Here is a 24,071-nt window from a genome sequence, read left to right on the forward strand (position 1 = left end):
GGTCGTCCGCCACGGGGGAGAGTCCGAGCCGACGGCCTGCGGGCGTGGGGGGGCGGAAAACGGAGCTGACCCTCGGCGTCAGCGCCCAAAGGATCAAGGACCAGAAAGGATCGGGGCAGGAAGGTGGAGGCGCCCGCCTGGCGGCGGGCGCCGGAAGCGTCAGCCGAAGACGCGGGTCAGCGCCCGGTCGATGGCGTCTGTGATCTCGTCGATGTCATCGGCCGTGGCGATCAGCGCCGGCGAGAGGCAGAGCGTGTTGTTGAAGCCCGGCAGGCTGCGGTTCGTCATGCCGATGATGACGCCCTGCGCCATCACGTCGGCCACCACGGCCGCCACGCGCTTTTCGTCCATGGGCTCCTTCGTCGCGCGGTCGGACACGAGTTCCGCGCCGCAGAACAGGCCCTTGCCGCGCACGTCGCCGATGACCGCGTGCTTCTCCTGCAGCGCCGAGAGGTTCTCGATCACCCGCGCACCCATCTTCAGGGTGTTGTCCAGCAGCCCCTCGTCCTCGATGATCCGCATGTTCTCGAGCGCGGCGACCGGCCCGGCCGTGCAGCCGCCGAAGGTCGAGATGTCGCGGAAGTAGCTCAGGGGGTCGTCGGGGTTGTCCTTGAACATCTCGAAGACGGCCTCGGTCGTGACCGTGCAGGAGATGGCGGCGTAGCCCGAGGCCACGCCCTTGGCCATCGTCACGAAATCGGGCTGCACGCCGAAGTTCTGGTAGCCGAACCAGGTGCCGGTGCGGCCGAGCCCGCAGACAACCTCGTCGATGTGGAGCAGGATCTCGTATTTCCGGCAGATCTCCTGCACGCGCTCCCAGTAGCCGGCAGGCGGCACGATCACGCCGCCACCCGCCGTCACCGGCTCGAGGCAGAGCGCGCCGATGGTGTCCGGCCCCTCGCGCAGGATCACTTCCTCGATCGCGTCGGCGGCGCGCTCGCCATAGTTCTCGACGTCCCACTGCTTGCGGTATTCGAGGCAGTGCGGGACCATGACGAAGCCCGGCGTCAGCGGCCCGTATTGCTCGGCGCGCTGCGGTTGGCCCGAGGTGGCGAGTGCGGTGATGGTCGTGCCATGGTAGTCGCGCTCGCGGAAGAGGATCTTGCCCTTCTTTCCGCCGTGGTGCCGGTGCGAGATCTGCCGCACCATCTTGTAGACCTTCTCGTTCGCCTCGGAGCCCGAGTTCGAGTAGTAGACGCGGCTCATTCCCGGCATCTTCGAGATCAGGCGCTTCGAGAACATCGAAGCCGGGATGGACCCGGCCGAATGAGCGAAGTAGTTCATCTTGATCAGCTGGTCGCGCACGGCGTTGGCGATGCTCTCGCGGCCGTAGCCCACGTTCACCGTCCAGACGCCGCCCGAGACCGCGTCGAGATGCTCCTTGCCGGCCGCATCCCACACCCGCATGCCCTTGCCCTCGACGATGATCCGCGGATCGACCGTCTCGTACTGCTTGTGCTGGCTCAGGTGGTGCCACATGTGCGCGCGATCGGCCTCGATCACCTCGCTGAGGTCGTTCGCCTGCGCCAAGCCTTGCATGATCCGTGCTCCCTGTCGGTGTGATTCCTGACCGTTCGGTCGAGTTTGCTGCGCGATCCGGGAAAAAGGCAACAGGCCGGATCGGACCGGCCCGTGCATTCCGCGCTTCGTGAAGTCAGTGCTGCGGTCGCTCGGCCCAGCCGGCGAAGATCCGCTCGAGCGCGACCACGGCATAGTAGAGCAGGATGCCGAGGAAGGCGAGCGCGATGAGGACGGCGAACATCAGGGGGTAGTCGCCGTTCGTCTCGCCCGACTTGAAGAGCGCGCCGAGGCCGCGGCCGTGCGGGCTCACGATCTCGACAAGGTTGGTGCCGATGAAGGCGAGCGTCACCGAGACCTTCAGCGCGCCGAAGAACTCGGGCAGGGTCTTCGGCAGCGCGATCTTCCAGAAGATCGTGAGCTTTGACGCCCCGAGCGAGCGCAGGATGTCGCGGTATTCCGGCTCGAGCGTCGAAAGGCCGATGCCGACCGAGACCGCGATGGGAAAGAACGAGATCAGGAAGGCCATCAGCACGGTGTTGAAATCGTGCTGGCCGATGAAGATGAGCGCGAGCACCGGCACCAGCGTGGCCTTGGGGATGGCGTTGAAGCCCACGAGCAGCGGATAGAGCCCGTCGCGCGCGATGCGCGAGAAGCCCATGATCATGCCCAGCAGCGTGCCGAACACGACCGCCAGGGCGAGGCCCGCCACGGTCCGCCAGAGCGTCTGCCAGCCCATCGTCAGGAACAGTTCCCAGTAGCGCTCGTAGGCGGGCGGCAGGTCCGAGGGCGAGGCCATCTTGTAGTTGGGCCAGCCGTTCCACCACACGAGCGCCTCCCAGAGGCCGAGGAAGATCGCGATGGCGGCGAGCGGCACGCCGATCTTGCGCAGGAGATCCATCAGTGGACCTCTCCGTCGCGGCCCTGCGCGATGCGGATCTGGTCGCGGAGGATATGCAGCATGTCGGTCGCCTCGGGCGTGTAGAGCACGTCGATGCGGCGATCGGCGGGCAGGCCCACGTTCAGGATGAACTGGGTGCTGGCCGGACGACCCGAGAGAACGATGACCTGATCGCCGAGGAACACGCTCTCGCGCAGGTCGTGGGTGATGAGCACGCAGGTGAAGGGCTCGGCCGCGCGCAGGTCGCGCATGGTCTGCCACAGGTCCTCGCGGGTGAAGTTGTCGAGCGCGCCGAAGGGCTCGTCCATGATCAGCACGTCGGGCTTGTGCACGATGGCCCGGCAGAGCGAGGCGCGCTGGCGCATGCCGCCCGACAGCTGGCTCGGCCGCTTCGTCTCGAAGCCTTTCAGGCCTACCATCTCGAGCAGCGTCATCGCCCGCTCGATCCGTTCTTTGCGCGGCATGCGGGGCGCCACGATCTCGAGCGGCAGAATCACGTTCTCGAGGATCGTGCGCCATTCCAGCAGAACCGGGTTCTGGAAGGCCATCCCGACCGTCTTGCGAGGCGAGGTCACGCGCTCGCCATGCAGCCAGACCTCGCCGCGGTCCGGCTTCATCAGCCCTGCCACGAGCCGGGTGAGCGTGGACTTGCCGCAGCCCGAGGGGCCGACGACGGCACAGAATTCGCCTTCGGGCACGGCGACGTTCAGGTCGTCCAGCACCGGCAGCGGGCCGAGACGCGTCTTGTAGGCGTGCGTCACGCCCCTGATGTCGATGAGGTTGGCCATGGTCTTCCCGGCAGCGAAGGGGACGCGCCAGCCCGGCGCGTCCGGTTCATGCGGATGTCATTCGAAGGTCAGGCTGCCGTCGGCGGGCAGCCACTGCGGATCGAAGTAGAGCGCCGCATCGGGAGCATTCTGGAACTCGTAGACCGATTTCGTCTGCTCGATCGCCCGAGCCATGCGCTCGGGGTCGATGGTGCCCATGCCGTTGGCCTTCACCCAGTCGGTGACGACGTTGTCCCGGATCGCCATGCCGAGCCGCCGCTCCTCGAGGGCCGCATCGGCGGCGGGGTTGCGCTCGATCAGCGAGGCGATTGCCGCCGGGGGATCGGCCACCGCATCCTTCCAGCCCTGCGCCACGGCCCGCAGGAAGCCCGTGACGGCCTCGGGGTTCGCCTCGGCGAAGTCAGTGTTGACGATGATCGCGTTGCCATAGAGCGCCACGCCGTGGTCGGCCATGAGCAGCGTCGAGATGTCGTCCTCGGCCACGCCGAGCCGCACGAGGTTCAGGACCGACGAGAAGGAGAAGCCCGTAACGGCATCGACCTGCCCTTCGGCCAGCATCGGCTCTCTCGTGGGAAAACCCACCGGCTCGACCGTGATCCGGCCCATGTCGAGGCCGTTCTCCGCGGCGAAGATCGGAAACTGCGCCCAGGCACCGTCCGGGGGCGGCGCGCCAAGCCTGCGGCCCTCGAGGTCCTTCGGCGCCGCGACCCCCTGCGACTTTCGGCCGACGACCGCGAAGGGCGGCTTGTCGTAGATCATCATTGCGGCGGTTACGGGCGCACCGGGGTTCTGGTCGAGGAACTTCATCAGGCTGTTGATGTCGGCGAAGCCGACCGGGAAGGCGCCCGTCGCCACCTTCGGGATCGCGTCGAGCGACCCTGCGCCTTCGGAGATCTCGACCGAGAGGTCCTCGGCGGCGAAATGGCCCTTGTCGAGCGCAACGAAATAGGGCGCGGCCGGGCCTTCGAACTTCCAGTCGAGCGCGAACGGCATTGCCGTCTCGGCTTGAAGGGGCGCGGCGGTGAAGGTGAATGCCGCGGCAAGGGCGGCGGCGGAGGCGCGGAACATGGCTCTCTCCTCGATCGGGAAGTCAGAAGCGAGGCTGCCTGCCTTGTAGGCTTGTGCAAGGCGGATGCCTGCGGGATGAACAGAACACGTCCGAATGTGCGCATTATATGCGCGAAAGTCGACGCTCTGCTTTGAAACAGGGCGCTCTCTTCAGCCGATCCGGCGGATCAATGCCTCGGCTGCGGCAGGATTCGCCTCCTTGTGCCCGGAGATGACGTAGAGGAACACGTCCTCGACGGCGCGTGCCGTGTCCGTCACATGCTTCAGCCCGGCGGGCTTCCCGTCTTCCTGCAGAGCAGCCGCACGACCGGCCCAGAGATCCAGCTCGCCGGCCGGATAGCCTTCGGGCTCTCCCTCGCGTGTGCCCATGATGCGGAGATAGGCGAAATCGGCGGTGACGTCCGCAATCTGGGGATGGTCGCTGTCGCCGGCGAGCACGATGGCCACGTTCCGTTTGGCCGCCATCTCGACGAAGGCAGGGTCACGGAAGCTCTCGTGCCTCACCTCGACCGCATGGCGGAGCCGAAGGCCGCCGTGCTCGGGCGGCAGGAGAGAGAGGAAACCTGCGAAATCCTCGGGATCGAACGCCTTCGTGGGAAGGAACTGCCAGTTGATCGGCCCGAGCTTCCGGCCCAGCCGCAGGATGCCGCTGTCGAGGAAGCGGGCGACGGACTGGCCGGCCTCGGACAGCCGCTTGCGGTTCGTGGCGAAGCGCGGCGCCTTCAGCGAGAAGACGAAATCCTCGGGCACCTCGTCGTGCCAGCGTGCGAAGCTCTCGGGCTTCTGCGATCCGTAGTAGGTCCCGTTGATCTCGATGGTGGTGAGGCGCGAGGCGGCATGTTCCAGCTCGCGCTTCTGCGGCAGCCCCTCGGGGTAGAACCGGCCGCGCCATGGCTCGAACACCCAGCCGCCGATGCCGATGCGGATCATGCCGATCTCCCCTCCCGACAGGAGCGGGAAGGATGCAGGGCCGCCGCCGGAAAGGCAACGGGCACGGGGTTCTCTCGCGGGCGAAGGGATCTGTCCGGGGTCACTTGCGGTCCGGGTCGTGGGTGTGGGGGCGATCCTTCTCACCGCCGCCGGATCCCCTGTCGCTTCGGTTCCCGGGCGGGATGGGTAGGGATTGCGTGCTCATGGGCGCTTCCTTCAGTCGGTCCGGCGGTTGCCCGCATGGTCCTGATACTGCTCTGTCTTGACGTGGCCGCCATCCTTGCCCCGGCTTTCGGTGCCCCGCTTGTCACGGTTCGAGATCACGCTGTTCGCCGGGATGTCGGACGTCTCGGCCTGACTCATCGCGCCGCTTCCGTCGCCCTTGCCCTGCACGCCCTGACCGAAGTGCTTCTTGTCCGCATGTGCCATTGGTTCCTCCTTCCGGCGCATCCGGGCGCCGTAAGGGCCAACCGGGGCTGCGGAGCGATGTTCCCGGCCGTCAGGCGCCCGGTCGCGGCCTCAGCCCTCGAAGCGGATCCATCGGAGGCCATAGCCTTCCAGCTCGACCGTCAGCTGTCCCTTCTTCAACGACACCTCGCCGTCGCCGAGGATCGGACGCGGCTTGCCCAGCGCCGCCCCGTCCGGGAGCGCGCAGGTAACTGTCCGCGCTTCCGCACCCAGGTTTACGATGGCGATCAGCGTCCGGTCGTCCCAGTCGTGCCGGATCGCGAAGACCTCGGCCTCGGTCATCGGCAGGACGGAATGCCTGCCGAACGAGATTTCCGGGCATTCGCGCCGCCGCCGCAGGAGCCGCTCCATGAAATGGAAGAAGGATCCGGCATCGTCCTGCTGGTCGGCCGCGTTGACCTTCGCCGGCGCGTATTTCGGATCGGAAACCACGGGCCGGTGCAGCTGATCCGCGGAGGCGGAGGAAAACCCGCCGTTCGGCGCATTCTCCCATTGCATCGGCGCGCGCACCGCGAGGCGTCCCGGTATCTCGAGGTTTTCGGCCATGCCGATCTCTTCGCCGTAGAAGATCACGGGCGCGCCCGGCATCGACGCCATCAGCGCATAGGCCATCCGCAGCCGCGCCTCGTCCCCGCCCAGCATCGTGGGCATCCGACGCCGCAGGCCGCGCCCGAAGAGCTGCATCTCCGGATCCGGACCGAATACGGCAAAGACCTCCTGCCGTTCTGCCTCGGTCAGCTTGTCGAGCGACCATTCGTCGTGGTTGCGCAGGAAATGCGCCCAGCCGTCATCCTCGGCCAGCTCCGGCATGTGGCGCAGGCCATGCACCAGCGGACCCGAGTCGCCGCGCGCGATCGCCAGCGCCATGGCCTGGTTCAGGTTGAAGTCGAGGCACATGTGCAGCTCGTCGCCGTCCTCGTCGCCGAAGAAGCGGCGGACGTCGGGATAATCGAGATTGACCTCTCCCAGAAGAACCGCGTCGCCCGAGCGCCGGTTGATGAAGGCGCGCAGGTCGCGCAGCCAGCGGTGCGGCGCGAAGCCCTTGTCGTCGGTCGACATCTGTTCGAGGAGGAATGGCACCGCATCCACGCGGAAACCCGAAAGGCCGAGCTGCAGCCAGAAGCCGACGATCCGGCGGATCTCGTCCCTCACAGCCCCATGCTCGACGTTCAGGTCCGGCTGATGGCTGTAGAAGCGGTGCAGGTAGTATTTCCCGGCCTTCGCGTCCCAGGTCCAGCTGCTTTCCTCCTCGCCCGGGAAGACCAGCGAAGAGGCATCCTCTTCCGGCTTCTCGTCGCGCCAGACATACCAGTCGCGGTAGGGCGACGAGGGATCCGACCGCGACGACTGGAACCAGGGATGTTCGCGCGACGTGTGGTTGACGACGAGATCGGCGATCACGCGCATGCCCCGGTCATTGGCCGCGCGCAGGAATTCGACGAATTCTCCCATCGTGCCGAGACGCGGGTCGATGGCGTAATAGTCGGTGATGTCGTAGCCGTCGTCCTGGTTCGGGCTGGGATAGAAGGGCATGAGCCAGATGCAGCTCACCCCCAGCCGGTCCAGATGATCAAGCCGTCGCGTGAGGCCGACGAAGTCGCCCACGCCGTCGCCGTTACCGTCCTGAAAGGTCTCGACATCGAGGCAGTAGAAGATCGCGTTCTTCCACCAGACGTCGCTCGTGCGGCTGATGTCCATCCTCAGCCCGTCCAGATCCGCATGGAATCCTCCCCTGAAGTGCGGAGAGGGAACGCGGACCACGCGGGCCGGTTCCTTGCAAGCCTTGGCGCTGCTTGAGAGAAATGGTGAGCGGGGTGGGTATCGAACCCACGACCAGCTGATTAAAAGTCAGCTGCTCTACCACTGAGCTACCCGCCCTCACCATGTCGGAAGTGGGCTGACCCGTCCTTCCCGACAGGGCCGCTCTCTACGCACTCGGCTGCGGGGGGTCAAGGGTCAAATATGCAGAAAGATCGCCTGCTCTGGCAAAAAGATCCTGACGGGCGTATAGGGTGCGGCATGATGGACATGGGCGCTTCCTCGGGTCTCGGCTTCATGAAGATGCATGGGGCGGGCAATGATTTCGTGGTGATCGACTCGCGCGGGCGCGGCGGGGCGCTTGTGACGGCCGGGCTGGCGCGGGCCCTGGGCGACCGGCACCGCGGGGTGGGATTCGACCAGCTTGCCGAGATCCGCGATCAGGAGGGGGCGGATTGCGCGCTCGACTTCTGGAACTCGGACGGCTCGCGCTCGGGCACCTGCGGCAATGCCACGCGCTGCGTCAGCGACTACCTGATGCGGGATCTGGGCCGGGACGAGGTGACGCTCGTCACCGCGCGTGGCCACCTGCACGCGCGGCGGCGCGAGGACGGGCTCGTGGCGGTGAACATGGGGGCGCCGCAGCTCCTGTGGTCCGAGGTTCCGCTCGCCCGTGCCGTGGAGACGGAGAGCCTGCCGCTCGAGGGCGCGCCCGCCGCGGTGGGGATGGGCAACCCGCATTGCGTCTTCTTCGTGGACGACGCCGAGGCGGTCGATCTGGCGGCGCGGGGGGCCTCGGTCGAGACCGATCCGCTGTTTCCCGAACGCACCAACGTGGAATTCGCGAGCCTGATCGGCCCCGACCGGCTGCGGCTGCGCGTCTGGGAGCGCGGGGCGGGCATCACGCTCGCCTGCGGCTCGGGCGCCTGCGCCACGGCGGTGGCGGCTGCCCGGCGCGGCCTGACGGGGCGGCAGGTGCGGCTCGAGATGGACGGGGGCGTGCTGGAAGTGGACTGGCGCGACGAGGGCGTCTGGCTCTCGGGGCCGGTCGCACGGGTGTTCGAGGGGCATCTCTCGCCCGAGATGATGGCGCTGGCATGAGCGCGCCGGTCTTCTCCACTCTCGGCTGCCGGCTCAATGCCTACGAGACCGAGGCCATGAAGGAGCTCGCCACCGCGGCGGGCGTCGACAATGCCGTCGTGGTCAATACCTGCGCGGTCACGGCCGAGGCGGTGCGCAAGGCCAAGCAGGAGATCCGCCGCCTGCGCCGCGAGAATCCGCAGGCCACGATCATCGTCACCGGCTGCGCGGCCCAGACAGAGCCCGCGACCTTCTCGGCCATGCCCGAGGTGGACCGGGTGATCGGCAATACCGAGAAGATGCAACCCGCCACCTGGGCCGCGATGGCGCCCGACCTGATCGGCGAGACCGAGCGGGTGCAGGTGGACGACATCCTGTCAGTGCGCGAGACCGCGGGCCACCTGATCGACGGCTTCGGCCGCCACCGCGCCTATGTGCAGGTGCAGAACGGCTGCGATCACCGCTGCACCTTCTGCATCATCCCCTATGGCCGCGGCAATTCGCGCTCGGTCCCCGCGGGCGTGGTGGTGGAGCAGATCCGGCGGCTCGTGGACCGCGGCTTTGCCGAGGTGGTGCTGACGGGCGTGGATCTCACCTCCTGGGGGGCGGACCTGCCGGCCGCTCCGCGTCTCGGCGATCTCGTGATGCGGATCCTGCGGCTGGTGCCGGACCTCGCGCGGCTGCGGATCTCCTCGATCGATTCGATCGAAGCCGACGAGGCGCTGATGGGGGCCATCGCGACCGAGCCGCGGCTGATGCCGCATCTGCACCTGAGCCTCCAGCATGGCGACGACCTGATCCTGAAGCGGATGAAGCGCCGCCACCTGCGCGACGATGCGATCCGCTTCTGCGAGGAGGCACGGCGGCTGCGCCGCGACATCGTCTTCGGCGCCGACATCATCGCGGGCTTCCCGACCGAGACCGAGGCGGCCTTCGCCAACTCGCTGAAGCTCGTGGAGGAGTGCGGGCTCACCTTCCTGCATGTCTTCCCCTTCTCGCCGCGCAAGGGCACGCCCGCCGCGCGGATGCCGCAGCTCGCCGGGCCCGTGATCCGTGAGCGGGCGGCGCAGCTGCGGGCTCTCGGTGAGGCGCGGCTTCTGGCCCATCTCGAGGGCCAGCGCGGCCGGACGCACCGGGTGCTGATGGAGGGCCCGCGCATGGGCCGAACCGAGCAGTTCACCGAAGTGGCCTTCGCCGCCGACCAGCCCGAGGGGCGGATCCTCTCCGCCGCCGTCTCGGGTCATGCTGAGGGGCGCCTGACCGCCACGGTTGCCGAGGCCGATCTCGCGGCGTAAAACCCGGCCATTCCAGTGAAAGGCCCTTCCATGACCGCACCGAAACCCGTCGTCCTCTGCATCCTCGACGGCTGGGGGCTGCGTGCCGAGCGCGAGGCGAATGCCGTGGCGCTGGCCGATACCCCGACCTTCGACCGGCTGATGGCGACCTGCCCGAACGCGACCCTCGTCACCCACGGCCCGGACGTGGGCCTGCCGCGCGGCCAGATGGGCAATTCGGAGGTCGGGCACACCAACATCGGCGCGGGCCGGGTGGTGGCGATGGACCTCGGCGCCATCGACCTTGCCATCGAGGAGGGGTCGTTTCCGCAGAATCCGGCGCTGCGCGACTTCATCGGCAAGGTGAAGGCCAAGGGCGGCACGGCGCATCTGATGGGCGTCGTCTCGGACGGCGGCGTGCACGGGCACATCCAGCATCTCATCAGCGCGGTCGAGGTGCTGGCGGGCGAGGGCATCCCGGTGGTGATCCATGCGATTACCGACGGGCGCGACGTGGCCCCCACCTCGGCGGGCGAGTTCGTGGGCCAGCTCGTGCGGGTGCTGCCCGAGGGCGCGCGCATCGGCACGGTGATCGGCCGCTACTGGGCCATGGACCGCGACAAGCGCTGGGATCGGGTGAAGCGCGCCTCCGACGCGATGCTCCACGCCACGGGCGAGCAGGCACCCGACGCCGAGGCCGCGGTGGCGGCGGCGCTGGCGCGGGGCGAGACCGACGAATTCGTCGCGCCGACCGTGGTGGGCGACTATGCGGGCGCCGGCGACGGCGACGGCTTCTTCTGCCTCAACTTCCGCGCCGACCGGGCGCGCGAGATCCTCGCCGGTCTCGCCCAGCCGGGCTTCGACGCCTATGAGACGGGCGCGCGGCCGGACTGGTCGGCCTTCCTCGGGATGGTGGACTATTCCAAGGAGCACGACCGTTTCATGACCACGGCCTATCCCAAGCCCGTGATCCGCAACACGCTGGGCGAATGGGTGGCGAGCCATGGGCTGCGGCAGTTCCGTATCGCGGAAACCGAGAAATATCCCCATGTCACCTTCTTCCTGAACGGCGGCCGCGAGGCGCCCGAGACGGGAGAGGACCGCTACATGGCCAACTCGCCCAAGGTCGCGACCTACGACCTGCAGCCCGAGATGTCGGCCCCCGACGTGAGCGACCATCTCGTCGAGGCCATCGGCGCCGGCTACGACCTGATCGTGGTGAACTATGCCAACCCCGACATGGTGGGCCACACCGGCGATCTGAAGGCCGCCATGGCCGCCGTCGAGGAGGTGGACCGCGGGCTCGGCCGGGCGGTCGAGGCGGTGACGAAGGCCGGCGGCGCGATGATCGTGACCGCCGACCACGGCAACTGTGAGACGATGGTCGATCCCGAGACCGGCGGCCCGCATACGGCGCACACGACGAACCCGGTGCCGGTCATTCTCGTGAACGGGCCTGCGGGTGCGCGCCTCCATCCGGGCCGGCTTGCCGATCTCGCGCCGACGCTCCTCCAGCTCATGCAGCTGCCCCAGCCCGAGGAGATGACCGGACGGAGCCTGATCGACGCATGATCCGCGCGCTCGTCCTTGCGCTGGGCCTTCTTGCCACGCCGGCCGCGGCCGTGACCGTGGCGCAGGAGGCAGCGCAGGCGGCGCGCGATCTGCAGGCGGCGGTGACGGCGCTGCAAGAGGCCAAGGGCGCGCGCGATCGGGTCTCGGCGCTGACCACGACGATCCGGGCCTACGAGCGCGGGCTCGCCGCGCTGCGCGAGAACCTGCGGCAGGCGGCGATCCGCGAGTCGGTGCTCGAGATGCTGCTCGAGGCCAAGCGGGACGAGATCTCGCAGCTTCTGGGTGTGCTCGCGCGGATGGATGCGCGGCCGGGGCCGCTCCTCCTCATGCATCCTGCGGGGCCGCTCGGCACGGCGCGCTCGGGGATGATCCTGTCGGATGTGACGCCCGCGCTTCTGGCGCAGGCCGAGTCGCTCCGCCAGCAGGTGAGCGAGATGCGCGACCTGCGCGAGTTGCAGACTGCGGCAGGCAAGACGCTCGCCGAAGGACTGGGCGTCGCGCAGGAGGCGCGGACCGGCCTCAGTCAGGCGATTTCGGAGCGGGTGGACCTGCCCACGCGCTTCACCGAGGACCCGGCGGTGCTGAAGGGCCTGCTGGAAAGCGCCGACACGCTCGACGCCTTCGCGGGCGGGCTTGCCACCGGCGATCCGGATGCGGCGGCGCGCGACTTCGAAGGGGCCCGCGGAAGCCTGCCGCTGCCCGTGCTGGGCACGATCCTGCGCCGCGCCAACGAGGCCGATGCTGCGGGCATCCGCCGCCCCGGCATCCTCATCGCGGCCCGACCCCAGGCGCTGGTCACCGCACCCTGGCCCGCCACGATCCGCTACCGCGGGCCGCTTCTCGACTACGGAAATGTGATGATCCTCGAGCCCGGCGCCGGCTATCTGCTGGTGTTGGCGGGGATGGGCACCGTCTATGGTGACACGGGCGAGGTCGTCGCCGCCGGTGCGCCGCTCGGGCTGATGGGGGGCGAGACGCAGGCCTCGCCAGCAGAGGCAGAAGGCCGAGAGGGCGCTGGCGCTCGGGATACGGAAACGCTTTACTTGGAACTGAGGCAAGGAGCCGAGCCGGTCGATCCGGCGGACTGGTTCGAGGCAAACGAGGAATAGGACCGCCATGAGGAAATACATGATGGCCGCGCTGGGCGGCACGGTCGCCGGCGTGCTGCTGGCGACCCAGGTGGCGGGGCCCCTCATCGCGCAGGAACAGCAGCGGTCGAAATCGGTCTACGAGCAACTCGACCTCTTCGGCGACATCTTCGAGCGCATCCGCGCGCAATATGTCGAGGAGGTGGACACGCAGAAGCTGGTCGAGGCCGCGATCAACGGAATGCTGACCTCGCTCGATCCGCATTCGAGCTATCTGCCGCCCGACGACTTCGACGACATGCAGGTCCAGACCCGCGGCGAGTTCGGCGGGCTCGGCATCGAGGTCACGCAGGAGGAAGGCTTCGTCAAGGTCGTCTCTCCGATGGACGGGACCCCCGCGGATGCCGCCGGCATCGAGGCCGGCGACTTCATCACCCATGTCAACGGCGAATCCGTCCTCGGCCTCACGCTCGACCAGGCGGTCGACATGATGCGCGGCCCGGTCGGGTCGGAGATCCTCATCACCGTCGTCCGCGAGGGCACCGCCGAGCCCTTCGACGTCTCGATCATCCGGGACACGATCAAGCTCGTGGCCGCGCGCAGCCGCGTGGTCGGCAACACCATCGTGGTGCGGTTGACGACCTTCAACGATCAGACCTTCTCGGGCCTGAAGGAGGGTCTGGAGAAGGAGATGAAGGCGCTGGGAGGCGAGGACAAGATCAACGGCGTCGTTCTCGACCTGCGCAACAACCCGGGTGGCCTGCTGACCCAGGCGATCCAGGTGTCCGACGCCTTCCTCGACAAGGGCGAGATCGTCTCGACGCGCGGCCGCGCCGCGGGTGATGGCGAGCGGTTCAACGCGACCGCGGGCGACCTGATCGACGGCAAGCCGATGGTGGTGCTGATCAACGGCGGCTCGGCCTCGGCCTCGGAGATCGTGGCGGGGGCGCTGCAGGACCATCGCCGCGCCATCGTCGTCGGCACCAAGAGCTTCGGCAAGGGATCGGTCCAGACCGTGATCCCGCTGCGGGGCGAGGGCGCCATGCGCCTGACGACCGCGCGCTACTACACGCCCTCGGGCCGGTCGATCCAGGCGCTCGGCGTGGCGCCGGACATCGTGGTGAACCAGCCTCCGGCGAAGCCCGCGGGCACCGAGGAGGAGGAGACCCCCGCAGCGAGCGCCGCCCGCAGCCGCTCCGAGGCGGATCTGCGTGGCGTCCTCTCGAACGATTCGATGACCGAGGACGAGAAGAAGCAGCTCGAGGCCGACCGGGCCCGCGCCGAGGACTCCGCGAAGCTCCGCGACGAGGACTACCAGCTCGCCTATGCGGTGGACATCCTCAAGGGCCTCTCGGCCATCGAAGTGAAGCCCTGAGGCGGCCATGGAGCACGTGATCGACCCCGAGGCGCTGCCCTATCGTCCCTGCGTGGGGATCGTGCTGATCAACCGCGAAGGGTTGATCTTCACCGGGCAGCGGATCGACAGCCCGGTGCCCGCCTGGCAGATGCCGCAGGGCGGGATCGACGAGGGCGAGAAGCCGCGCGAGGCGGCGCTGCGCGAACTCCAGGAGGAAACCGGCATCCCGTCGGACCTTGTGGAATTCGTGGCCAAGGCGCCGGATTGGGTGACCTACGACCTGCCGCCGGACCTTCTCGGCAAGGTCTGGAAGGGCAGGTATCGCGGGCAGCGGCAGAAATGGTTCCTCTTCCGCTACCTCGGGACCGATGAGCAGGTGGGAATCGGCACGGAACATGCCGAATTCTCTCGCTGGCGCTGGATCGGCGCCGACGAGATGGTCGAGGCCATCGTCCCCTTCAAGCGCGCGGTCTACGAGCAGGTTGTGGCGGCGTTCCGCGAACATCTCGCCTGAGCGCCGGTCGCTGCGGGCGAGGGGGCTTCGCGCCCCCGTCGCCCCGCCCTCCGGGCGCGGCGACTCCCCCGCGGGATATTTGGACGAGAATGAAGTCGAGGCCCCCTGATGCTGCCGGCTGCCGGCGGGTGCGGCGGAACGAGCGGTATCAGCCGTTCTCGCGCAGGATCGCGCCGGCGAGGTAGAGCGAGCCGCAGATGAGCACGCGCGCGCCCGGCGTCTCCGCGGCGATGGCGGCGAGAGCCGCGGCCACGGAGGGGGCGGTGGTGGCCTCAAGCCCGGCCGCGCGGGCGGCGGCGCAGGTTTCCTCGGCCGGAAGCGTATTGGCCTCGCCGGGGATGGACACCGCGTGAAGCCGCGCCGCGTGGGGCGCGAGAGGGCGCATGTAGCCCGTCACGTCCTTGGTGTTCAGCATCCCGCAGATCAGATGGGTAAGGCGCGGTGGCATCCGCGCCAGCGTCGCCGCCACGGCCTCGCCGCCAGCCGGGTTGTGGCCGCCGTCGAGCCAGAGCTCGATATCGGGCGCGCTTTCGGGAAGGGGGCCGCGGCGCAGGCGCTGCATCCGCGCGGGCCAGTCGGCACGGGTGACGGCCACCTCGCAGGCGGCGGCAGGCGCGCCGAGGTGGCGCAGCGCCATCAGCGCGGCACCGGCGTTCTGCACCTGGTGCGGCCCCGGCAGGTTCGGAAGCGGCAGGTCGAGCAGACCGTTCTCGTCCTGGAAGACCATCCGGCCGCGCTCCTCCCAGACCTGCCAGTGCTGGCCGTGAGCGAGGAGAGGGGCGCCGAGGCGGGCGGCGCGGGCCTCGATGACGGCAAGGGCCTCTTCCTGCTGCGGACCGACCACGCAGGGCACCCGGCGCTTCAGGATGCCCGCCTTCTCGCCCGCGATCTCGGGCAGCGTCTCGCCCAGATACTGCTGGTGGTCGATGGACACGGGCGTCACGATGGTGAGGCGCGGCGTCTCCACCACGTTGGTCGCGTCCAGCCGGCCCCCGAGCCCAACCTCGAGCAGGGTAAAATCGGCGGGCGTCCGGGCGAAGGCGAGCAACGCCGCGCAGGTGGTGATCTCGAAGAAGGTGATCGGATCGGGGCCGTTCGCCTCAAGGCATTCGTCGAGGAGAGCCGCAAGGGCGGGCTCGGAAATCAGTTCTCCGGCCAGGCGGATGCGCTCGTGGAAGCGGGCGAGATGCGGCGAGGTATAGGCATGCACCCGCAGGCCCTGCGCCTCGAGCCCCGCGCGGATCATCGCCTGGGTCGAGCCCTTGCCGTTGGTTCCCGCAATGTGGATCACCGGCGGCAGCGACCGTTCGGGATGACCAAGCGCCTCAAGCAGCCGGTGCACCCTGTCGAGTGTCAGGTCGATGATCTTGGGATGCAGAGACATCATCCGCTGAAGGATGACGTCCGATGCGGGAAGGCTCACTCCGCGGCCTTGTCTTCGACGATGGCTTCCGGTGTGGGTGGCGGCGGCAGGTCGATCACGGGCTTGACCTCGGGGGCGGGCAGGTCGCCCTTGATCGCCGGCGGCTGGTTCATCAGCATCCGGATGATCGTGACCAGCTCCTCGCGCATGTTCTTGCGATGCGTCACCCGGTCCAGCATGCCGTGGTCGAGCAGATACTCGGCGCGCTGGAAGCCCTCGGGCAGCTTCTCGCGGATCGTCTGCTCGATCACGCGCGGGCCGGCGAAGCAGATCAGCGCCTGGGGTTCCGCGATCTGCACGTCGCCCAGCATCGCATAGGACGCCGTCACGCCACCGGTCGTCGGATGGGTGAGGATGCAGATGTAGGGCAGCCCGGCCTCGCGCAGCATCTGCACGGCGACCGTGGTGCGCGGCATCTGCATGAGCGAGAGGATGCCCTCCTGCATCCGCGCCCCGCCTGCGGAGGCGAAGAGGATCAGCGGGCACTTCTGCTTCACCGCCCGCTCGGCCGCGGCGATGATGGCGTTGCCAACATACATGCCCATCGAGCCCGCCATGAAGCCGAAGTCCTGGGCGGCGGCGACGATCGGCGTCCGGGCGATCTCGCCCTCGACGACCAGCATCGCTTCCTTCTCGGCCGTGGCCTTCTGCGCGGCCTTCATCCGGTCGGGATAGCGCTTCTGGTCCCGGAACTGGAGCGGGTCGGCCAGCGGCACCGGAACCTCGACCTCGGTGAAGATCCCGCCGTCGAACAGCGCGGCGAACCGATCGCGCGGGCTGATGTTCATGTGATGGTCGCAGGTCGAGCAGACGTTCAGATTCTCGGACAGCTCGCGGTGGAAGAGCATCGTTCCGCACTCCGGGCACTTGGTCCAGAGGTTCTCCGGCACCTCGCGGCGCGAGAACAGCGAATTGATCTTCGGGCGGACGTAGTTGGAGATCCAGTTCATGCGGGGCTTGCCCTTCCGGTCGCGGCGTTGGTGCGGAGATAGTCCGGAGGGCCGGGAAATGCAATCGGGCGGGGTGCCCCTGTGACGCGGGCGCGCGGGGCTTCGGGCCGCCCGAGGCTGTCCGCGATGCTCTTGCGCGCCCAGCGGCGTGCGGGGGAGGGGCGCGCCCTCACCCTCATGTCCTTGCCCCGTCCCGATCGGGTCGGATGCCCGCATCCGGACCGGCCCGGCGGCATCCCTGTCGCATCCTTCCGCAGACCCCGCGAACCGGGGCCGCCCGGCGGTGGATGCCGCAAGGCGACCGAATCGCGGCTTGCTCCGCGCCGTAGCGGCCAGTATGCCCTGCGCAGCAGGACCGGAGGGACCATGTGGAACCTGTTCGTTCATAGCGTGCGCAGCCTGCTTCGTGGCGGGCCGGGCACGGTGCGCGGAAGCCGCCGGCGAGAGCGGGGCGGCACAACAAGTCTGCTGCTTGCGGCGCTGATCGCGGCTGGCGCGGCGCTCCCGGTCTCGGCCGAGGGCGTTCGGGTCGCGGCGCCCTCGGGGTACTGCATCGACCGCGAGGCGGGCGCGGGTGCCGGCCTCGTGCTGATCGGGCGGTGCGCCGGTATCACCGACCGGCCGGCGGCGGTGCTGACCGCGACGATCGGCGGTCCGGGCTCGGGGATCGACGTCAAGACGCGCGGAGGGGAGCTCGCGGCCTACTTCCAGTCGCAGCCCGGCCTCCGCGCGCTGAGCGGGTCGGGCGATCCGCGACGGATCGAGGTTCTCGAGGCGCTGGTGCGGGGCGAGGCGTTCCTGATCCGCCTTCGGGACGGCAACCGTCGTTCGTCCCCCGAAAGCTGGCGTGCCGTCATCACCCTGAACGGTCGTCTCGTGACGCTGACCGCCTCCGGGACTGGCAGCGCCCCGCTTGGCCGTGAGAACGGCAAGCGCCTGATCGCGGCCTTCGTCGACGCCATGCAGCACGCGAACCGCCGCGGCGCGCGCACGGAAGGCTAGAGGCCCCGGATGGGACTCCTCCGCGGGCTGGCCGAGGGAATGTTGCACCGGCTGGCGCTGCGGCGCTGGAGCAGGATAGCCGACGGCGCCGCCCGCGAGGATCCGGAGGCGCTGCGGCTGCACCGGACGCAGGCCCGGGCCCTTCGAGGACAGATCGACAGACTCCTGCGTATGGCGGATGCGCGACTCGCTGCGCCGCGAAGCGGAGCAGCGGCTCCGCGACTGCCGCTCGGCACGGACTGGAACTGGCGGCCCGAGCCTTGGGCGGGTGCGGTTCCGCTACCGGTCATCGCGTCCGCCGCGAAACGCGCCGAGCTCTGCGAAGGCATCACGCTCTTCCATGACTGCGACCTGGGCGAGATCGTGCTGCGCCAGATCAGGAACGCCCGGCCGGGAGATCCTGCGCCGCATGGGCTGCAGTTCGAGGTGTTCCGTTTCACGGGCACCTTCCTCTCGATCGCGATCGACCTGCCCGGCGCCGCGAGCAGCGGTATCTCTCGCCGCCACCTGTTCCGGCTCGAGGCAGCAATCGATCTCGAATGGCCCACGACCGTCTACGCCCGGCTCAACGTGCGGCAGGGGCCCAACACGGAGCAGCAGGTGCGCGCATTGTCGGACGGCGTGACGGAGTTCGATCTGGCCTATACCGGCATGGTCGAGACGCGAGTCGAGAAGATGTGGGTGGACCTGATCTTCGAAGGGCCGGGTATGAATCGGATCATCCTTCGGGACGTGACGCTCAGCCGGCGACCGAGGGCGGAACTGTGAGGATGCGGCGATGGACCTGACGCAGGTGCGGATAGAGGCGGGCGTCTGGGAAGGCCTGCTCGTGGCTGCCGGCGAGGCGCCGCAGCTCGAGGTGATGCATCTGGGCGAAGTGGTGGCCGTGCCGGAGATCCTGGCGATCCCTAACCGCAGCGGCCAATGGACGGTGCGTGTGCCGATCCCGGTGCAGCTGCTTTCGGAAGGCATCCACACCTTCCTCGTCCGCGAGGCGGGCGTAGCCGGAAAGCTGGCGCATTTCACGATCGTTGCCGGAGCGCCGCTTGATCAGGACGTCCTATCCGAAGTGGTCCTGCTGCGCGCGGAACTCGACCTGCTGAAGCAGGCGTTCCGGCGTCATTGCCGCGAGGGGGACGTGTAGTCCGGGCCTCGCGCCGCTTGAACAGGATATCCTGTCCAAGGTCCTCCGCCGCGTACGGAAATGAACCTGCTTGCACAGGCATTCCGCCTTCACCGGCTTGGGCAAGGCATGTGCCGAACCTCGCGCCCATGTCGGTTGGCCGGATTCGCCGTTATGGCGAGTGTGGTCACGGATGACGAGGTGACGTCTGATGCCCGATCTCCTTCGCATCAGCCTGCGCGTGCCGGAGGAGGAAGGGAGAAAAGCCGTCTAAGCCTGGAGCCGCGGGCGCCGTCCGGATCTGGGCGGCGCGGGCTGGCTTCCGTCGGCGGGATCAGTCGCGGTTGTAGTAACCGTACATCTGTTCCAGAACGCTCAGGTTCCGCAGTTGCCGGGTGTTGCGCTCGGGCGTGAAATAGGCCGGAACCATTTCGGCAGCATTGGCGGCGGTCATGGGACGATGATCGTGTTTCATGGTCGTTCTCCTTTGGCCCCCGATATAAACCTCACAGATTTCTTGACTTCTCCCTAATGGTGCATGCCTCCCATGCTCTCGCCGCAACGCAGCGCGACAGCATGACGCAATTTTGTTGCGCGTTGGCGCTTGGCGAGGTGACATTCTGTCCGCACCCCGGCTGCGCGGGTGCGGCATGTCAACGCATACGACCCCGGCACCCATTGCGAATCACCGTGAAGCTCGAGCGCCGCCTTCTGGCGAAACGGGGCGACCACCGCAAAATCCCGGACTTGCCTGCCCCCTTCCGCAATCCTGCCCGAATTGCCGATCATGAGAATTAGGAGCCCAAGACTGTGCCCCGGGGGAACCGCCATGGATCGACTGACGGAAATGGAAGCCTTCGCCACGGTCGTGGATCAGGGCGGCTTCACCGACGCCGCCAAGAAGATGGGCATCTCGAAATCCGCCGTCTCGAAGCACGTCTCGGCGCTCGAGGCCCGGCTCGGCGCGCGGCTTCTGAACCGGACGACCCGGCGCGTTTCGCCGACCGAGATCGGGCTGGCCTATTACGACCGAGCGCGCCGCGTGCTGAACGATGCCGGAGAGGCGGATGCGCTCGTGACCTCGATGCAGTCGGCGCCTTCCGGCCTCCTGAGGATCTCGGTCGCGACCGACTTCGGCGTCAACCTGCTCTCTCCGATCCTCGGGGACTTCCTGCTGGAATATCCCGACATCACCGTGAACATGGTGCTGAACAACCGGTATGTCGAGCTCATCTCTGAAGGGTTCGATATGGCGATCCGCATCGGCGACCTCGAGGATTCCAGCCTTCGCGCCCGCAAGCTGACCGAGACGACCCGGCGCATGATCGCCGCGCCCCGCTATTTCCAGCACTACGGCCGGCCGTTGAAGATCGACGACCTGAACGACCACAAGCTCCTGCACTACTCGAACCAGGCGAACGGCAACGTCTGGAAGATCACCTCGCCTACGGGCGAGAAGCGGCAGGTGAGGACGGCCGGCTGGCTCACGGTCAACGACGGCCAGTCGCTGCTCAACGCCGCGATCTCGGGGCTCGGGATCGCCTACCTGCCTTCGTTCCTCTTCGCCGAGGCGATGCGAGAGGGGCTGGTCGAGGAAGCCATTCCCGGCCTGCCCGTGGAGACGCTGGGGATCTATGCGGTCTATCCGCCCGGACGCTTCACACAGCCGAAGGTGCGCGCCTTCATCGACTTCCTCGCCCGGCGCTACAACGACAAGGGGCCGGACAACTGGTGAACCCGCACCGGACGGCCCTTTGCACAAGGACCGGAAACCGCGTCTTCCGGCATGGATTGCGGGCGGCTCGGCAAGGGGCCAGTCCCTGCCTCGGCCTCGTCAGCCCGCCACCAGCATGACCTCGACCCGCCGGTTGCGGCTGCGGCCTTCCTCGGTGCGGTTGGTGGCGCGCGGCGCCAGATAGCCCACGCCTTCAGCCGTGACCTGCGTCTCGGCCACCCCGTAGCGCGAGATCAGCCGCTGCCGCACCGAGGCCGCCCGTGCCCGGCTGAGAGTCACATTCCCCTCCAACCCTCCGGAGGCGTCAGTGTGGCCGACGATCACAACGCGCCGCGCGGGGTCCTGCCCGATCCATCCGGCCAGTGCGGCAAGTGATTCGTAGGTGCGATCCTCCAGTTCAGCCGAGCCGCTGCCGAAGGCCAGATCCTCCAGCACCGCCGACCCCGCCTGCTCCAGCCGTCCGACCACGCCACCCTCCGGCGGCACCTCCGGCGGAGGTTTGGCAGCCGTTTCGGCCGGAGGCGCCGGGGCGGGACGCTCCGGCGCATCGCGCGGCGCGGTCTCGATCACCTGCACGAAGCCCGTGGCGTCCGAGCGGCTGAGGAAGAGAGTGACGGCTTCCGGCCCCTGCCGTGTCTCGCGGATCGCCGCGTAGAAGCGGAAGTCTCCGAGATCCACATGCATCTCGGGCTCGGGCAGCACATCTGTCGCGTAGCGGAAGTCGAACCCGCCGCAGCCGTTCGTCTCGCATTGAAAGACCGGATCGAAGCCCTCGGCCTCGAACTGCGCGCGAAGCGGTGCAAGCAACTCCAGCGTCGAGGCGCCTTCGAGGTCGCGCTGCCAAACGCTGCGGGTGATGCGGCCTTCGAAGACCCGGACCGGCAGGCCCTGCTCCGTCCATGGTCCGGTGGGCAGCCGGTAGCTCGAGAAGGCTTCCTCCTCCCGGTCGGCAAGGGCCCAGGGAGCCGGGAGATCGAGGGCCGACACCATGCCCGGCCAAAGGGCAAGCACCGCAGCTGCGATCCAGCCGAGCCGGAACGCCGGAGGAGGACCGGATCCTGCGGTGCACTCCTGCGCCTCTCGTCGCCTCATTTCATGCGATAGTGATATGTGCCGACCTCTTCCATTCCCAGCGATGCGTAGAGGCCGCGCGCCGGCCCGTTGGCGCAGGTCACGACGAGGGAGAGCCATGCGGCGCCCTGCTCCTCGGCCCAGCAGGCCGCTCGCCGCATCATGGCCTGCGCCGAGCCCAGCCTGCGCAGCGCCGGCGTCACCTCGAGGGCGTGAACCATCGCGAAAGGGCCGTGGAGCGCCACGAAAGCCGCGCCGGAGGGGCGGTCGTTCTGCCTGCCGAGGATGCAGCACTTCGGTCCCGCCGCCCGCTCCATTACCGCGACACGCGCGGGGCCGATACCTCCCTCTGCCCAAAGATCGCGCACGATGCCGAGAGGCGGCCAGTGCGTGAACGCCGACATGGCGTCCGGAGGATCGTCCGAGAGTTTTCCAACCGGGCAGGCATAGGCCGTCACCGGATCGACGATGCGGTAGCCGCGCGCGTCCAGCGCCGCGTCCAGTGCCTCCTCGCCCGCGCGCAGCATGAAGAGCGGCGGCTGGCCGAGCGCCTCCATCGCGACCTCGGCCTCGGGCAGGTCGTCAGCCGCCCAGTCTCCTTCGGCGGTCGCAGCCGAGACCCGCTTGCCGCCCCCCTTGCCGTCCCGGATGATCCAAGGGCCGAGGCGGGTCAGGCCCGCCGCGGGCCAGGTCGCCTCGACGGTCGCATAGACGTCCTGCGGCGTCATCTCTCAGCGGGCCTGCGGGAAGAGCACCGCGAGGCGCATCATGGCCTCCGAGATCCGCCCCGGATCGGTGCCGCGGATCACCAGGTTGGATCCGTAGGCGCCGTTCTGGATGAAGGGATAGCTTCCCATCTGCAGGTCGGGATATTCGGCGGCCAGAGTTGCAAAAGGGCCCGCAATTTCCCCCTCTCCCCGGTCCACGCGCAGCGTCTGGCTGAGGAGGGGCTCGCCGCCCGTCAGGGTCGGCATGACCGAGGCCACCATGGCCTGAAAGATGTTCGGCACGCCCGCCATCACATGCACGTTGCCCAGCGTGAAGCCCGGCGCGGTCGAGACCGGATTGTCGATCAGCGTTGCCCCCTCGGGGATCCGCGCCATCCGCTGCCGGGCCTCGTTGAACTCGAGGCCCGTGCGCGCGTAATGCGCGGCGAGCAGGTCGTAGGCGTCCTGGCGGACCGAGATGGGCACGCCGAAGGCCTCGGCGACCGACTCGGCGGTGATGTCGTCATGCGTGGGTCCGATCCCGCCGGAGGTGAACAGATGATCCCACCGTTCGCGCAGCGCGTTCACCGCCGAGACGATCGCCTCGCGGTCGTCGGCGACGCAGCGAATCTCGCACAGGCGGATGCCGTGGCGCGTCAGCTCGCCCGCGAGGAAGTGGCTGTTGCCGTCGCGGGTGCGGCCGGAAAGGATCTCGTCCCCGATGACAAGCATGGCGGCGGTGGGGTTCGCGGGCATCGGCTCCTCCTTCGGCTGGCCAAGCTATAGGACTGGTCGCGCGGCGTTTCAAACCTTTCGCGGGAGGCGCAGGTATGGCAAAGGAGCCGAAGCTTGACTATCTTGAGACGACACCGAGACCAGAAGGATCAGGCCCAGTGGACGAGTCGCGCGGCCGCATCACCAAGAACGGCATCAGGATCTACGAACCCGAGGATTTCGCGGGCATGCGCACCGCCGGACGGGCCGCGGCCGAGGTTCTCGACCTCGTGGGTCCGCTGGTGCAGCCGGGCGCGACCACTGCCGAGATCGACCGTTTCATCACCGACGAGATCGAGCGGCGCGGCCTCACCTCGGCCACCGTCGGCTACAAGGGCTATCAGCACGCCTCGTGCATCTCGGTCAACCATGTGGTCTGCCACGGCATTCCCGGCTCGAAGGTGCTGAAGGACGGCGACATCCTCAATATCGACGTGACGGTGATCGTCGACGGCTGGTTCGGCGACACCAGCCGGATGTATGTCGCGGGTACCCTCGGCCGGAAGGCCGAGCGCCTGCTGGAAGTGACCCATGACGCGCTCATGAAGGGCATCGAGGTCGTGAGGCCCGGCGCGACCTTCGGCGACATCGGCGCGGCGATCCAGACCCATGTCGAGAACAACCGCATGTCGGTGGTGCGCGACTTCTGCGGGCACGGGCTGGGACGGGTGTTCCACGCGCCCCCGAACGTCCTGCACTACGGGCGTCCCGGCACCGGGCCGGTGCTTGAGGAAGGGATGTTCTTCACCATCGAGCCGATGGTGAACCTCGGCCGGCCGGAGACCAAGGTCCTCGCCGACGACTGGACCGCGGTGACGCGGGACAAGTCGCTCTCGGCGCAGTTCGAGCATTCCGTGGGCGTGACCGCCGATGGCTGCGAGATCTTCACCCTCTCGCCGGCCGGGCTCTTCTACCCGACCTGGCCCGTCTCCGACTGACCGGTCCACCGCGCGCACCAGCCGTGCGTGGT

At 68.4% G+C, this 24,071-nt stretch carries 24 protein-coding genes and 1 tRNA gene; 11 read left to right on the plus strand and 14 right to left on the minus strand.

Features of this window, described 5'->3' with window-relative positions; translation table 11 throughout:
- Nucleotides 1-159 precede the first annotated feature (159 nt).
- The 8 genes from tpa to ACTVZP_RS06515 form a co-directional block, all read right to left on the minus strand.
- Nucleotides 160-1,539 carry a hypotaurine--pyruvate aminotransferase Tpa gene (tpa, locus tag ACTVZP_RS06480; RefSeq protein ID WP_443211303.1) on the minus strand — a complete coding sequence of 460 codons (1,380 nt, stop codon included), beginning with the start codon at nucleotides 1,537-1,539 and terminating at the stop codon, nucleotides 160-162.
- A 115-nt stretch (nucleotides 1,540-1,654) separates the two neighbouring features.
- On the minus strand, nucleotides 1,655-2,419 hold the full coding sequence (locus ACTVZP_RS06485) for an ABC transporter permease (RefSeq protein ID WP_443211304.1): 765 nt from the start codon (nucleotides 2,417-2,419) through the stop codon (nucleotides 1,655-1,657).
- The gene (locus ACTVZP_RS06490) at nucleotides 2,419-3,207 is read right to left on the minus strand and encodes an ABC transporter ATP-binding protein (RefSeq protein WP_443211305.1); all 789 of its coding nucleotides are present in this window, start codon (nucleotides 3,205-3,207) and stop codon (nucleotides 2,419-2,421) included. The genes ACTVZP_RS06485 and ACTVZP_RS06490 overlap by 1 nt, the downstream gene beginning before the upstream one ends.
- A 57-nt stretch (nucleotides 3,208-3,264) precedes the next feature.
- The gene (locus ACTVZP_RS06495) at nucleotides 3,265-4,275 is read right to left on the minus strand and encodes an ABC transporter substrate-binding protein (protein ID WP_443211306.1); all 1,011 of its coding nucleotides are present in this window, start codon (nucleotides 4,273-4,275) and stop codon (nucleotides 3,265-3,267) included.
- Nucleotides 4,276-4,425: 150 nt separating this feature from the next.
- Nucleotides 4,426-5,205, minus strand: a complete 780-nt coding sequence (locus ACTVZP_RS06500) for a DUF72 domain-containing protein (protein ID WP_443211307.1) — start codon at nucleotides 5,203-5,205, stop codon at nucleotides 4,426-4,428.
- A gap of 216 nt (nucleotides 5,206-5,421) precedes the next feature.
- The gene (locus tag ACTVZP_RS06505) at nucleotides 5,422-5,634 is read right to left on the minus strand and encodes a hypothetical protein (RefSeq protein ID WP_443211308.1); all 213 of its coding nucleotides are present in this window, start codon (nucleotides 5,632-5,634) and stop codon (nucleotides 5,422-5,424) included.
- Between the two features lie 90 nt (nucleotides 5,635-5,724).
- Nucleotides 5,725-7,371, minus strand: a complete 1,647-nt coding sequence (locus tag ACTVZP_RS06510; RefSeq protein WP_443211309.1) for an alpha-amylase family protein — start codon at nucleotides 7,369-7,371, stop codon at nucleotides 5,725-5,727.
- Between the two features lie 105 nt (nucleotides 7,372-7,476).
- A tRNA-Lys gene (locus ACTVZP_RS06515) sits at nucleotides 7,477-7,551 on the minus strand.
- Between the two features lie 141 nt (nucleotides 7,552-7,692).
- Here ACTVZP_RS06515 and dapF point away from each other — a divergent pair.
- The 6 genes from dapF to ACTVZP_RS06545 are packed head-to-tail and all read left to right on the plus strand — an operon-like array spanning nucleotide 7,693 to nucleotide 14,316.
- Nucleotides 7,693-8,532, plus strand: coding sequence for a diaminopimelate epimerase (gene dapF / locus ACTVZP_RS06520; protein ID WP_443211310.1), 840 nt, complete (start codon nucleotides 7,693-7,695; stop codon nucleotides 8,530-8,532).
- Nucleotides 8,529-9,806, plus strand: coding sequence for a tRNA (N(6)-L-threonylcarbamoyladenosine(37)-C(2))-methylthiotransferase MtaB (mtaB, locus tag ACTVZP_RS06525; RefSeq protein ID WP_443211311.1), 1,278 nt, complete (start codon nucleotides 8,529-8,531; stop codon nucleotides 9,804-9,806). The genes dapF and mtaB overlap by 4 nt, the downstream gene beginning before the upstream one ends.
- Nucleotides 9,807-9,836: 30 nt before the next feature.
- Nucleotides 9,837-11,357: a 2,3-bisphosphoglycerate-independent phosphoglycerate mutase gene (gene gpmI / locus ACTVZP_RS06530; protein ID WP_443211312.1), complete on the plus strand. Its 1,521-nt coding sequence runs from the start codon at nucleotides 9,837-9,839 to the stop codon at nucleotides 11,355-11,357.
- Nucleotides 11,354-12,466, plus strand: coding sequence for a murein hydrolase activator EnvC family protein (locus ACTVZP_RS06535; RefSeq protein WP_443211313.1), 1,113 nt, complete (start codon nucleotides 11,354-11,356; stop codon nucleotides 12,464-12,466). The genes gpmI and ACTVZP_RS06535 overlap by 4 nt, the downstream gene beginning before the upstream one ends.
- 7 nt (nucleotides 12,467-12,473) lie before the next feature.
- Nucleotides 12,474-13,820, plus strand: a complete 1,347-nt coding sequence (locus ACTVZP_RS06540) for a S41 family peptidase (RefSeq protein WP_443211314.1) — start codon at nucleotides 12,474-12,476, stop codon at nucleotides 13,818-13,820.
- A 7-nt stretch (nucleotides 13,821-13,827) separates the two neighbouring features.
- Nucleotides 13,828-14,316: an RNA pyrophosphohydrolase gene (locus ACTVZP_RS06545; protein WP_443211315.1), complete on the plus strand. Its 489-nt coding sequence runs from the start codon at nucleotides 13,828-13,830 to the stop codon at nucleotides 14,314-14,316.
- Between the two features lie 148 nt (nucleotides 14,317-14,464).
- Here ACTVZP_RS06545 and ACTVZP_RS06550 read toward each other — a convergent pair whose 3' ends face one another.
- Both ACTVZP_RS06550 and accD read right to left on the minus strand, forming a co-directional pair.
- Complete coding sequence (locus ACTVZP_RS06550; protein WP_443211316.1) at nucleotides 14,465-15,739, minus strand: bifunctional folylpolyglutamate synthase/dihydrofolate synthase; 1,275 nt, start codon at nucleotides 15,737-15,739, stop codon at nucleotides 14,465-14,467.
- Nucleotides 15,736-16,689, minus strand: coding sequence for an acetyl-CoA carboxylase, carboxyltransferase subunit beta (gene accD / locus ACTVZP_RS06555; protein WP_443211317.1), 954 nt, complete (start codon nucleotides 16,687-16,689; stop codon nucleotides 15,736-15,738). The genes ACTVZP_RS06550 and accD overlap by 4 nt, the downstream gene beginning before the upstream one ends.
- Nucleotides 16,690-17,055: 366 nt before the next feature.
- Here accD and ACTVZP_RS06560 point away from each other — a divergent pair, with 366 nt between their 5' ends.
- The 3 genes from ACTVZP_RS06560 to ACTVZP_RS06570 are packed head-to-tail and all read left to right on the plus strand — an operon-like array spanning nucleotide 17,056 to nucleotide 18,835.
- Nucleotides 17,056-17,691, plus strand: coding sequence for a cation transport ATPase (locus ACTVZP_RS06560; RefSeq protein ID WP_443211319.1), 636 nt, complete (start codon nucleotides 17,056-17,058; stop codon nucleotides 17,689-17,691).
- Nucleotides 17,692-17,700: 9 nt separating this feature from the next.
- Entirely contained in the window at nucleotides 17,701-18,459 is a 759-nt protein-coding gene (locus tag ACTVZP_RS06565; protein WP_443211320.1) for a DUF6478 family protein, read from the plus strand.
- Nucleotides 18,460-18,469: 10 nt separating this feature from the next.
- The gene (locus tag ACTVZP_RS06570; protein WP_443211321.1) at nucleotides 18,470-18,835 is read left to right on the plus strand and encodes a hypothetical protein; all 366 of its coding nucleotides are present in this window, start codon (nucleotides 18,470-18,472) and stop codon (nucleotides 18,833-18,835) included.
- A 313-nt stretch (nucleotides 18,836-19,148) separates the two neighbouring features.
- Here ACTVZP_RS06570 and ACTVZP_RS06575 read toward each other — a convergent pair whose 3' ends face one another.
- Nucleotides 19,149-19,289 (minus strand): hypothetical protein, encoded by a 141-nt coding sequence (locus ACTVZP_RS06575; protein WP_443211322.1) that lies wholly within the window; start codon nucleotides 19,287-19,289, stop codon nucleotides 19,149-19,151.
- A gap of 354 nt (nucleotides 19,290-19,643) precedes the next feature.
- Here ACTVZP_RS06575 and ACTVZP_RS06580 point away from each other — a divergent pair, with 354 nt between their 5' ends.
- Nucleotides 19,644-20,549: a LysR family transcriptional regulator gene (locus tag ACTVZP_RS06580; RefSeq protein WP_443211324.1), complete on the plus strand. Its 906-nt coding sequence runs from the start codon at nucleotides 19,644-19,646 to the stop codon at nucleotides 20,547-20,549.
- Nucleotides 20,550-20,648: 99 nt separating this feature from the next.
- Here the strand turns inward: ACTVZP_RS06580 and ACTVZP_RS06585 are convergent, their stop codons facing one another.
- The 3 genes from ACTVZP_RS06585 to ACTVZP_RS06595 all read right to left on the minus strand — a co-directional run bounded on the left by ACTVZP_RS06585 (nucleotide 20,649) and on the right by ACTVZP_RS06595 (nucleotide 23,083).
- Entirely contained in the window at nucleotides 20,649-21,560 is a 912-nt protein-coding gene (locus ACTVZP_RS06585; protein ID WP_443211325.1) for an OmpA family protein, read from the minus strand.
- A 77-nt stretch (nucleotides 21,561-21,637) separates the two neighbouring features.
- Nucleotides 21,638-22,348 (minus strand): GNAT family N-acetyltransferase, encoded by a 711-nt coding sequence (locus ACTVZP_RS06590; RefSeq protein WP_443211326.1) that lies wholly within the window; start codon nucleotides 22,346-22,348, stop codon nucleotides 21,638-21,640.
- A gap of 3 nt (nucleotides 22,349-22,351) precedes the next feature.
- The gene (locus ACTVZP_RS06595) at nucleotides 22,352-23,083 is read right to left on the minus strand and encodes a competence/damage-inducible protein A (RefSeq protein WP_443211327.1); all 732 of its coding nucleotides are present in this window, start codon (nucleotides 23,081-23,083) and stop codon (nucleotides 22,352-22,354) included.
- 74 nt (nucleotides 23,084-23,157) lie between these two features.
- Between ACTVZP_RS06595 and map the strand changes: the two genes are divergently transcribed.
- Nucleotides 23,158-24,039, plus strand: coding sequence for a type I methionyl aminopeptidase (gene map, locus ACTVZP_RS06600; RefSeq protein ID WP_443211328.1), 882 nt, complete (start codon nucleotides 23,158-23,160; stop codon nucleotides 24,037-24,039).
- Nucleotides 24,040-24,071 lie beyond the last annotated feature (32 nt).

Origin of the sequence: Rhodobacter sp. NSM (genome assembly GCF_052244495.1) — a bacterium.
Taxonomy (GTDB): domain Bacteria; phylum Pseudomonadota; class Alphaproteobacteria; order Rhodobacterales; family Rhodobacteraceae; genus Cereibacter_A.

Excerpts from the sequence above, each read along its gene's own strand:
- ACTVZP_RS06580 (WP_443211324.1), top strand. The coding sequence starts at position 19,644 with ATGGATCGACTGACGGAAATGGAAGCCTTCGCCACGGTCGTGGATCAG.
- mtaB (WP_443211311.1), top strand. The coding sequence starts at position 8,529 with ATGAGCGCGCCGGTCTTCTCCACTCTCGGCTGCCGGCTCAATGCCTAC.
- ACTVZP_RS06485 (WP_443211304.1), bottom strand. The coding sequence starts at position 2,419 with ATGGATCTCCTGCGCAAGATCGGCGTGCCGCTCGCCGCCATCGCGATC.
- tpa (WP_443211303.1), bottom strand. The coding sequence starts at position 1,539 with ATGCAAGGCTTGGCGCAGGCGAACGACCTCAGCGAGGTGATCGAGGCC.
- map (WP_443211328.1), top strand. The coding sequence starts at position 23,158 with ATGGCAAAGGAGCCGAAGCTTGACTATCTTGAGACGACACCGAGACCA.
- ACTVZP_RS06510 (WP_443211309.1), bottom strand. The coding sequence starts at position 7,371 with ATGGACATCAGCCGCACGAGCGACGTCTGGTGGAAGAACGCGATCTTC.
- ACTVZP_RS06545 (WP_443211315.1), top strand. The coding sequence starts at position 13,828 with ATGGAGCACGTGATCGACCCCGAGGCGCTGCCCTATCGTCCCTGCGTG.
- ACTVZP_RS06565 (WP_443211320.1), top strand. The coding sequence starts at position 17,701 with ATGGGACTCCTCCGCGGGCTGGCCGAGGGAATGTTGCACCGGCTGGCG.
- ACTVZP_RS06535 (WP_443211313.1), top strand. The coding sequence starts at position 11,354 with ATGATCCGCGCGCTCGTCCTTGCGCTGGGCCTTCTTGCCACGCCGGCC.
- ACTVZP_RS06495 (WP_443211306.1), bottom strand. The coding sequence starts at position 4,275 with ATGTTCCGCGCCTCCGCCGCCGCCCTTGCCGCGGCATTCACCTTCACC.
- ACTVZP_RS06575 (WP_443211322.1), bottom strand. The coding sequence starts at position 19,289 with ATGAAACACGATCATCGTCCCATGACCGCCGCCAATGCTGCCGAAATG.
- accD (WP_443211317.1), bottom strand. The coding sequence starts at position 16,689 with ATGAACTGGATCTCCAACTACGTCCGCCCGAAGATCAATTCGCTGTTC.
- ACTVZP_RS06505 (WP_443211308.1), bottom strand. The coding sequence starts at position 5,634 with ATGGCACATGCGGACAAGAAGCACTTCGGTCAGGGCGTGCAGGGCAAG.
- ACTVZP_RS06560 (WP_443211319.1), top strand. The coding sequence starts at position 17,056 with ATGTGGAACCTGTTCGTTCATAGCGTGCGCAGCCTGCTTCGTGGCGGG.
- dapF (WP_443211310.1), top strand. The coding sequence starts at position 7,693 with ATGATGGACATGGGCGCTTCCTCGGGTCTCGGCTTCATGAAGATGCAT.
- ACTVZP_RS06500 (WP_443211307.1), bottom strand. The coding sequence starts at position 5,205 with ATGATCCGCATCGGCATCGGCGGCTGGGTGTTCGAGCCATGGCGCGGC.
- ACTVZP_RS06570 (WP_443211321.1), top strand. The coding sequence starts at position 18,470 with ATGGACCTGACGCAGGTGCGGATAGAGGCGGGCGTCTGGGAAGGCCTG.
- ACTVZP_RS06490 (WP_443211305.1), bottom strand. The coding sequence starts at position 3,207 with ATGGCCAACCTCATCGACATCAGGGGCGTGACGCACGCCTACAAGACG.
- ACTVZP_RS06595 (WP_443211327.1), bottom strand. The coding sequence starts at position 23,083 with ATGCCCGCGAACCCCACCGCCGCCATGCTTGTCATCGGGGACGAGATC.
- ACTVZP_RS06590 (WP_443211326.1), bottom strand. The coding sequence starts at position 22,348 with ATGACGCCGCAGGACGTCTATGCGACCGTCGAGGCGACCTGGCCCGCG.
- gpmI (WP_443211312.1), top strand. The coding sequence starts at position 9,837 with ATGACCGCACCGAAACCCGTCGTCCTCTGCATCCTCGACGGCTGGGGG.
- ACTVZP_RS06540 (WP_443211314.1), top strand. The coding sequence starts at position 12,474 with ATGAGGAAATACATGATGGCCGCGCTGGGCGGCACGGTCGCCGGCGTG.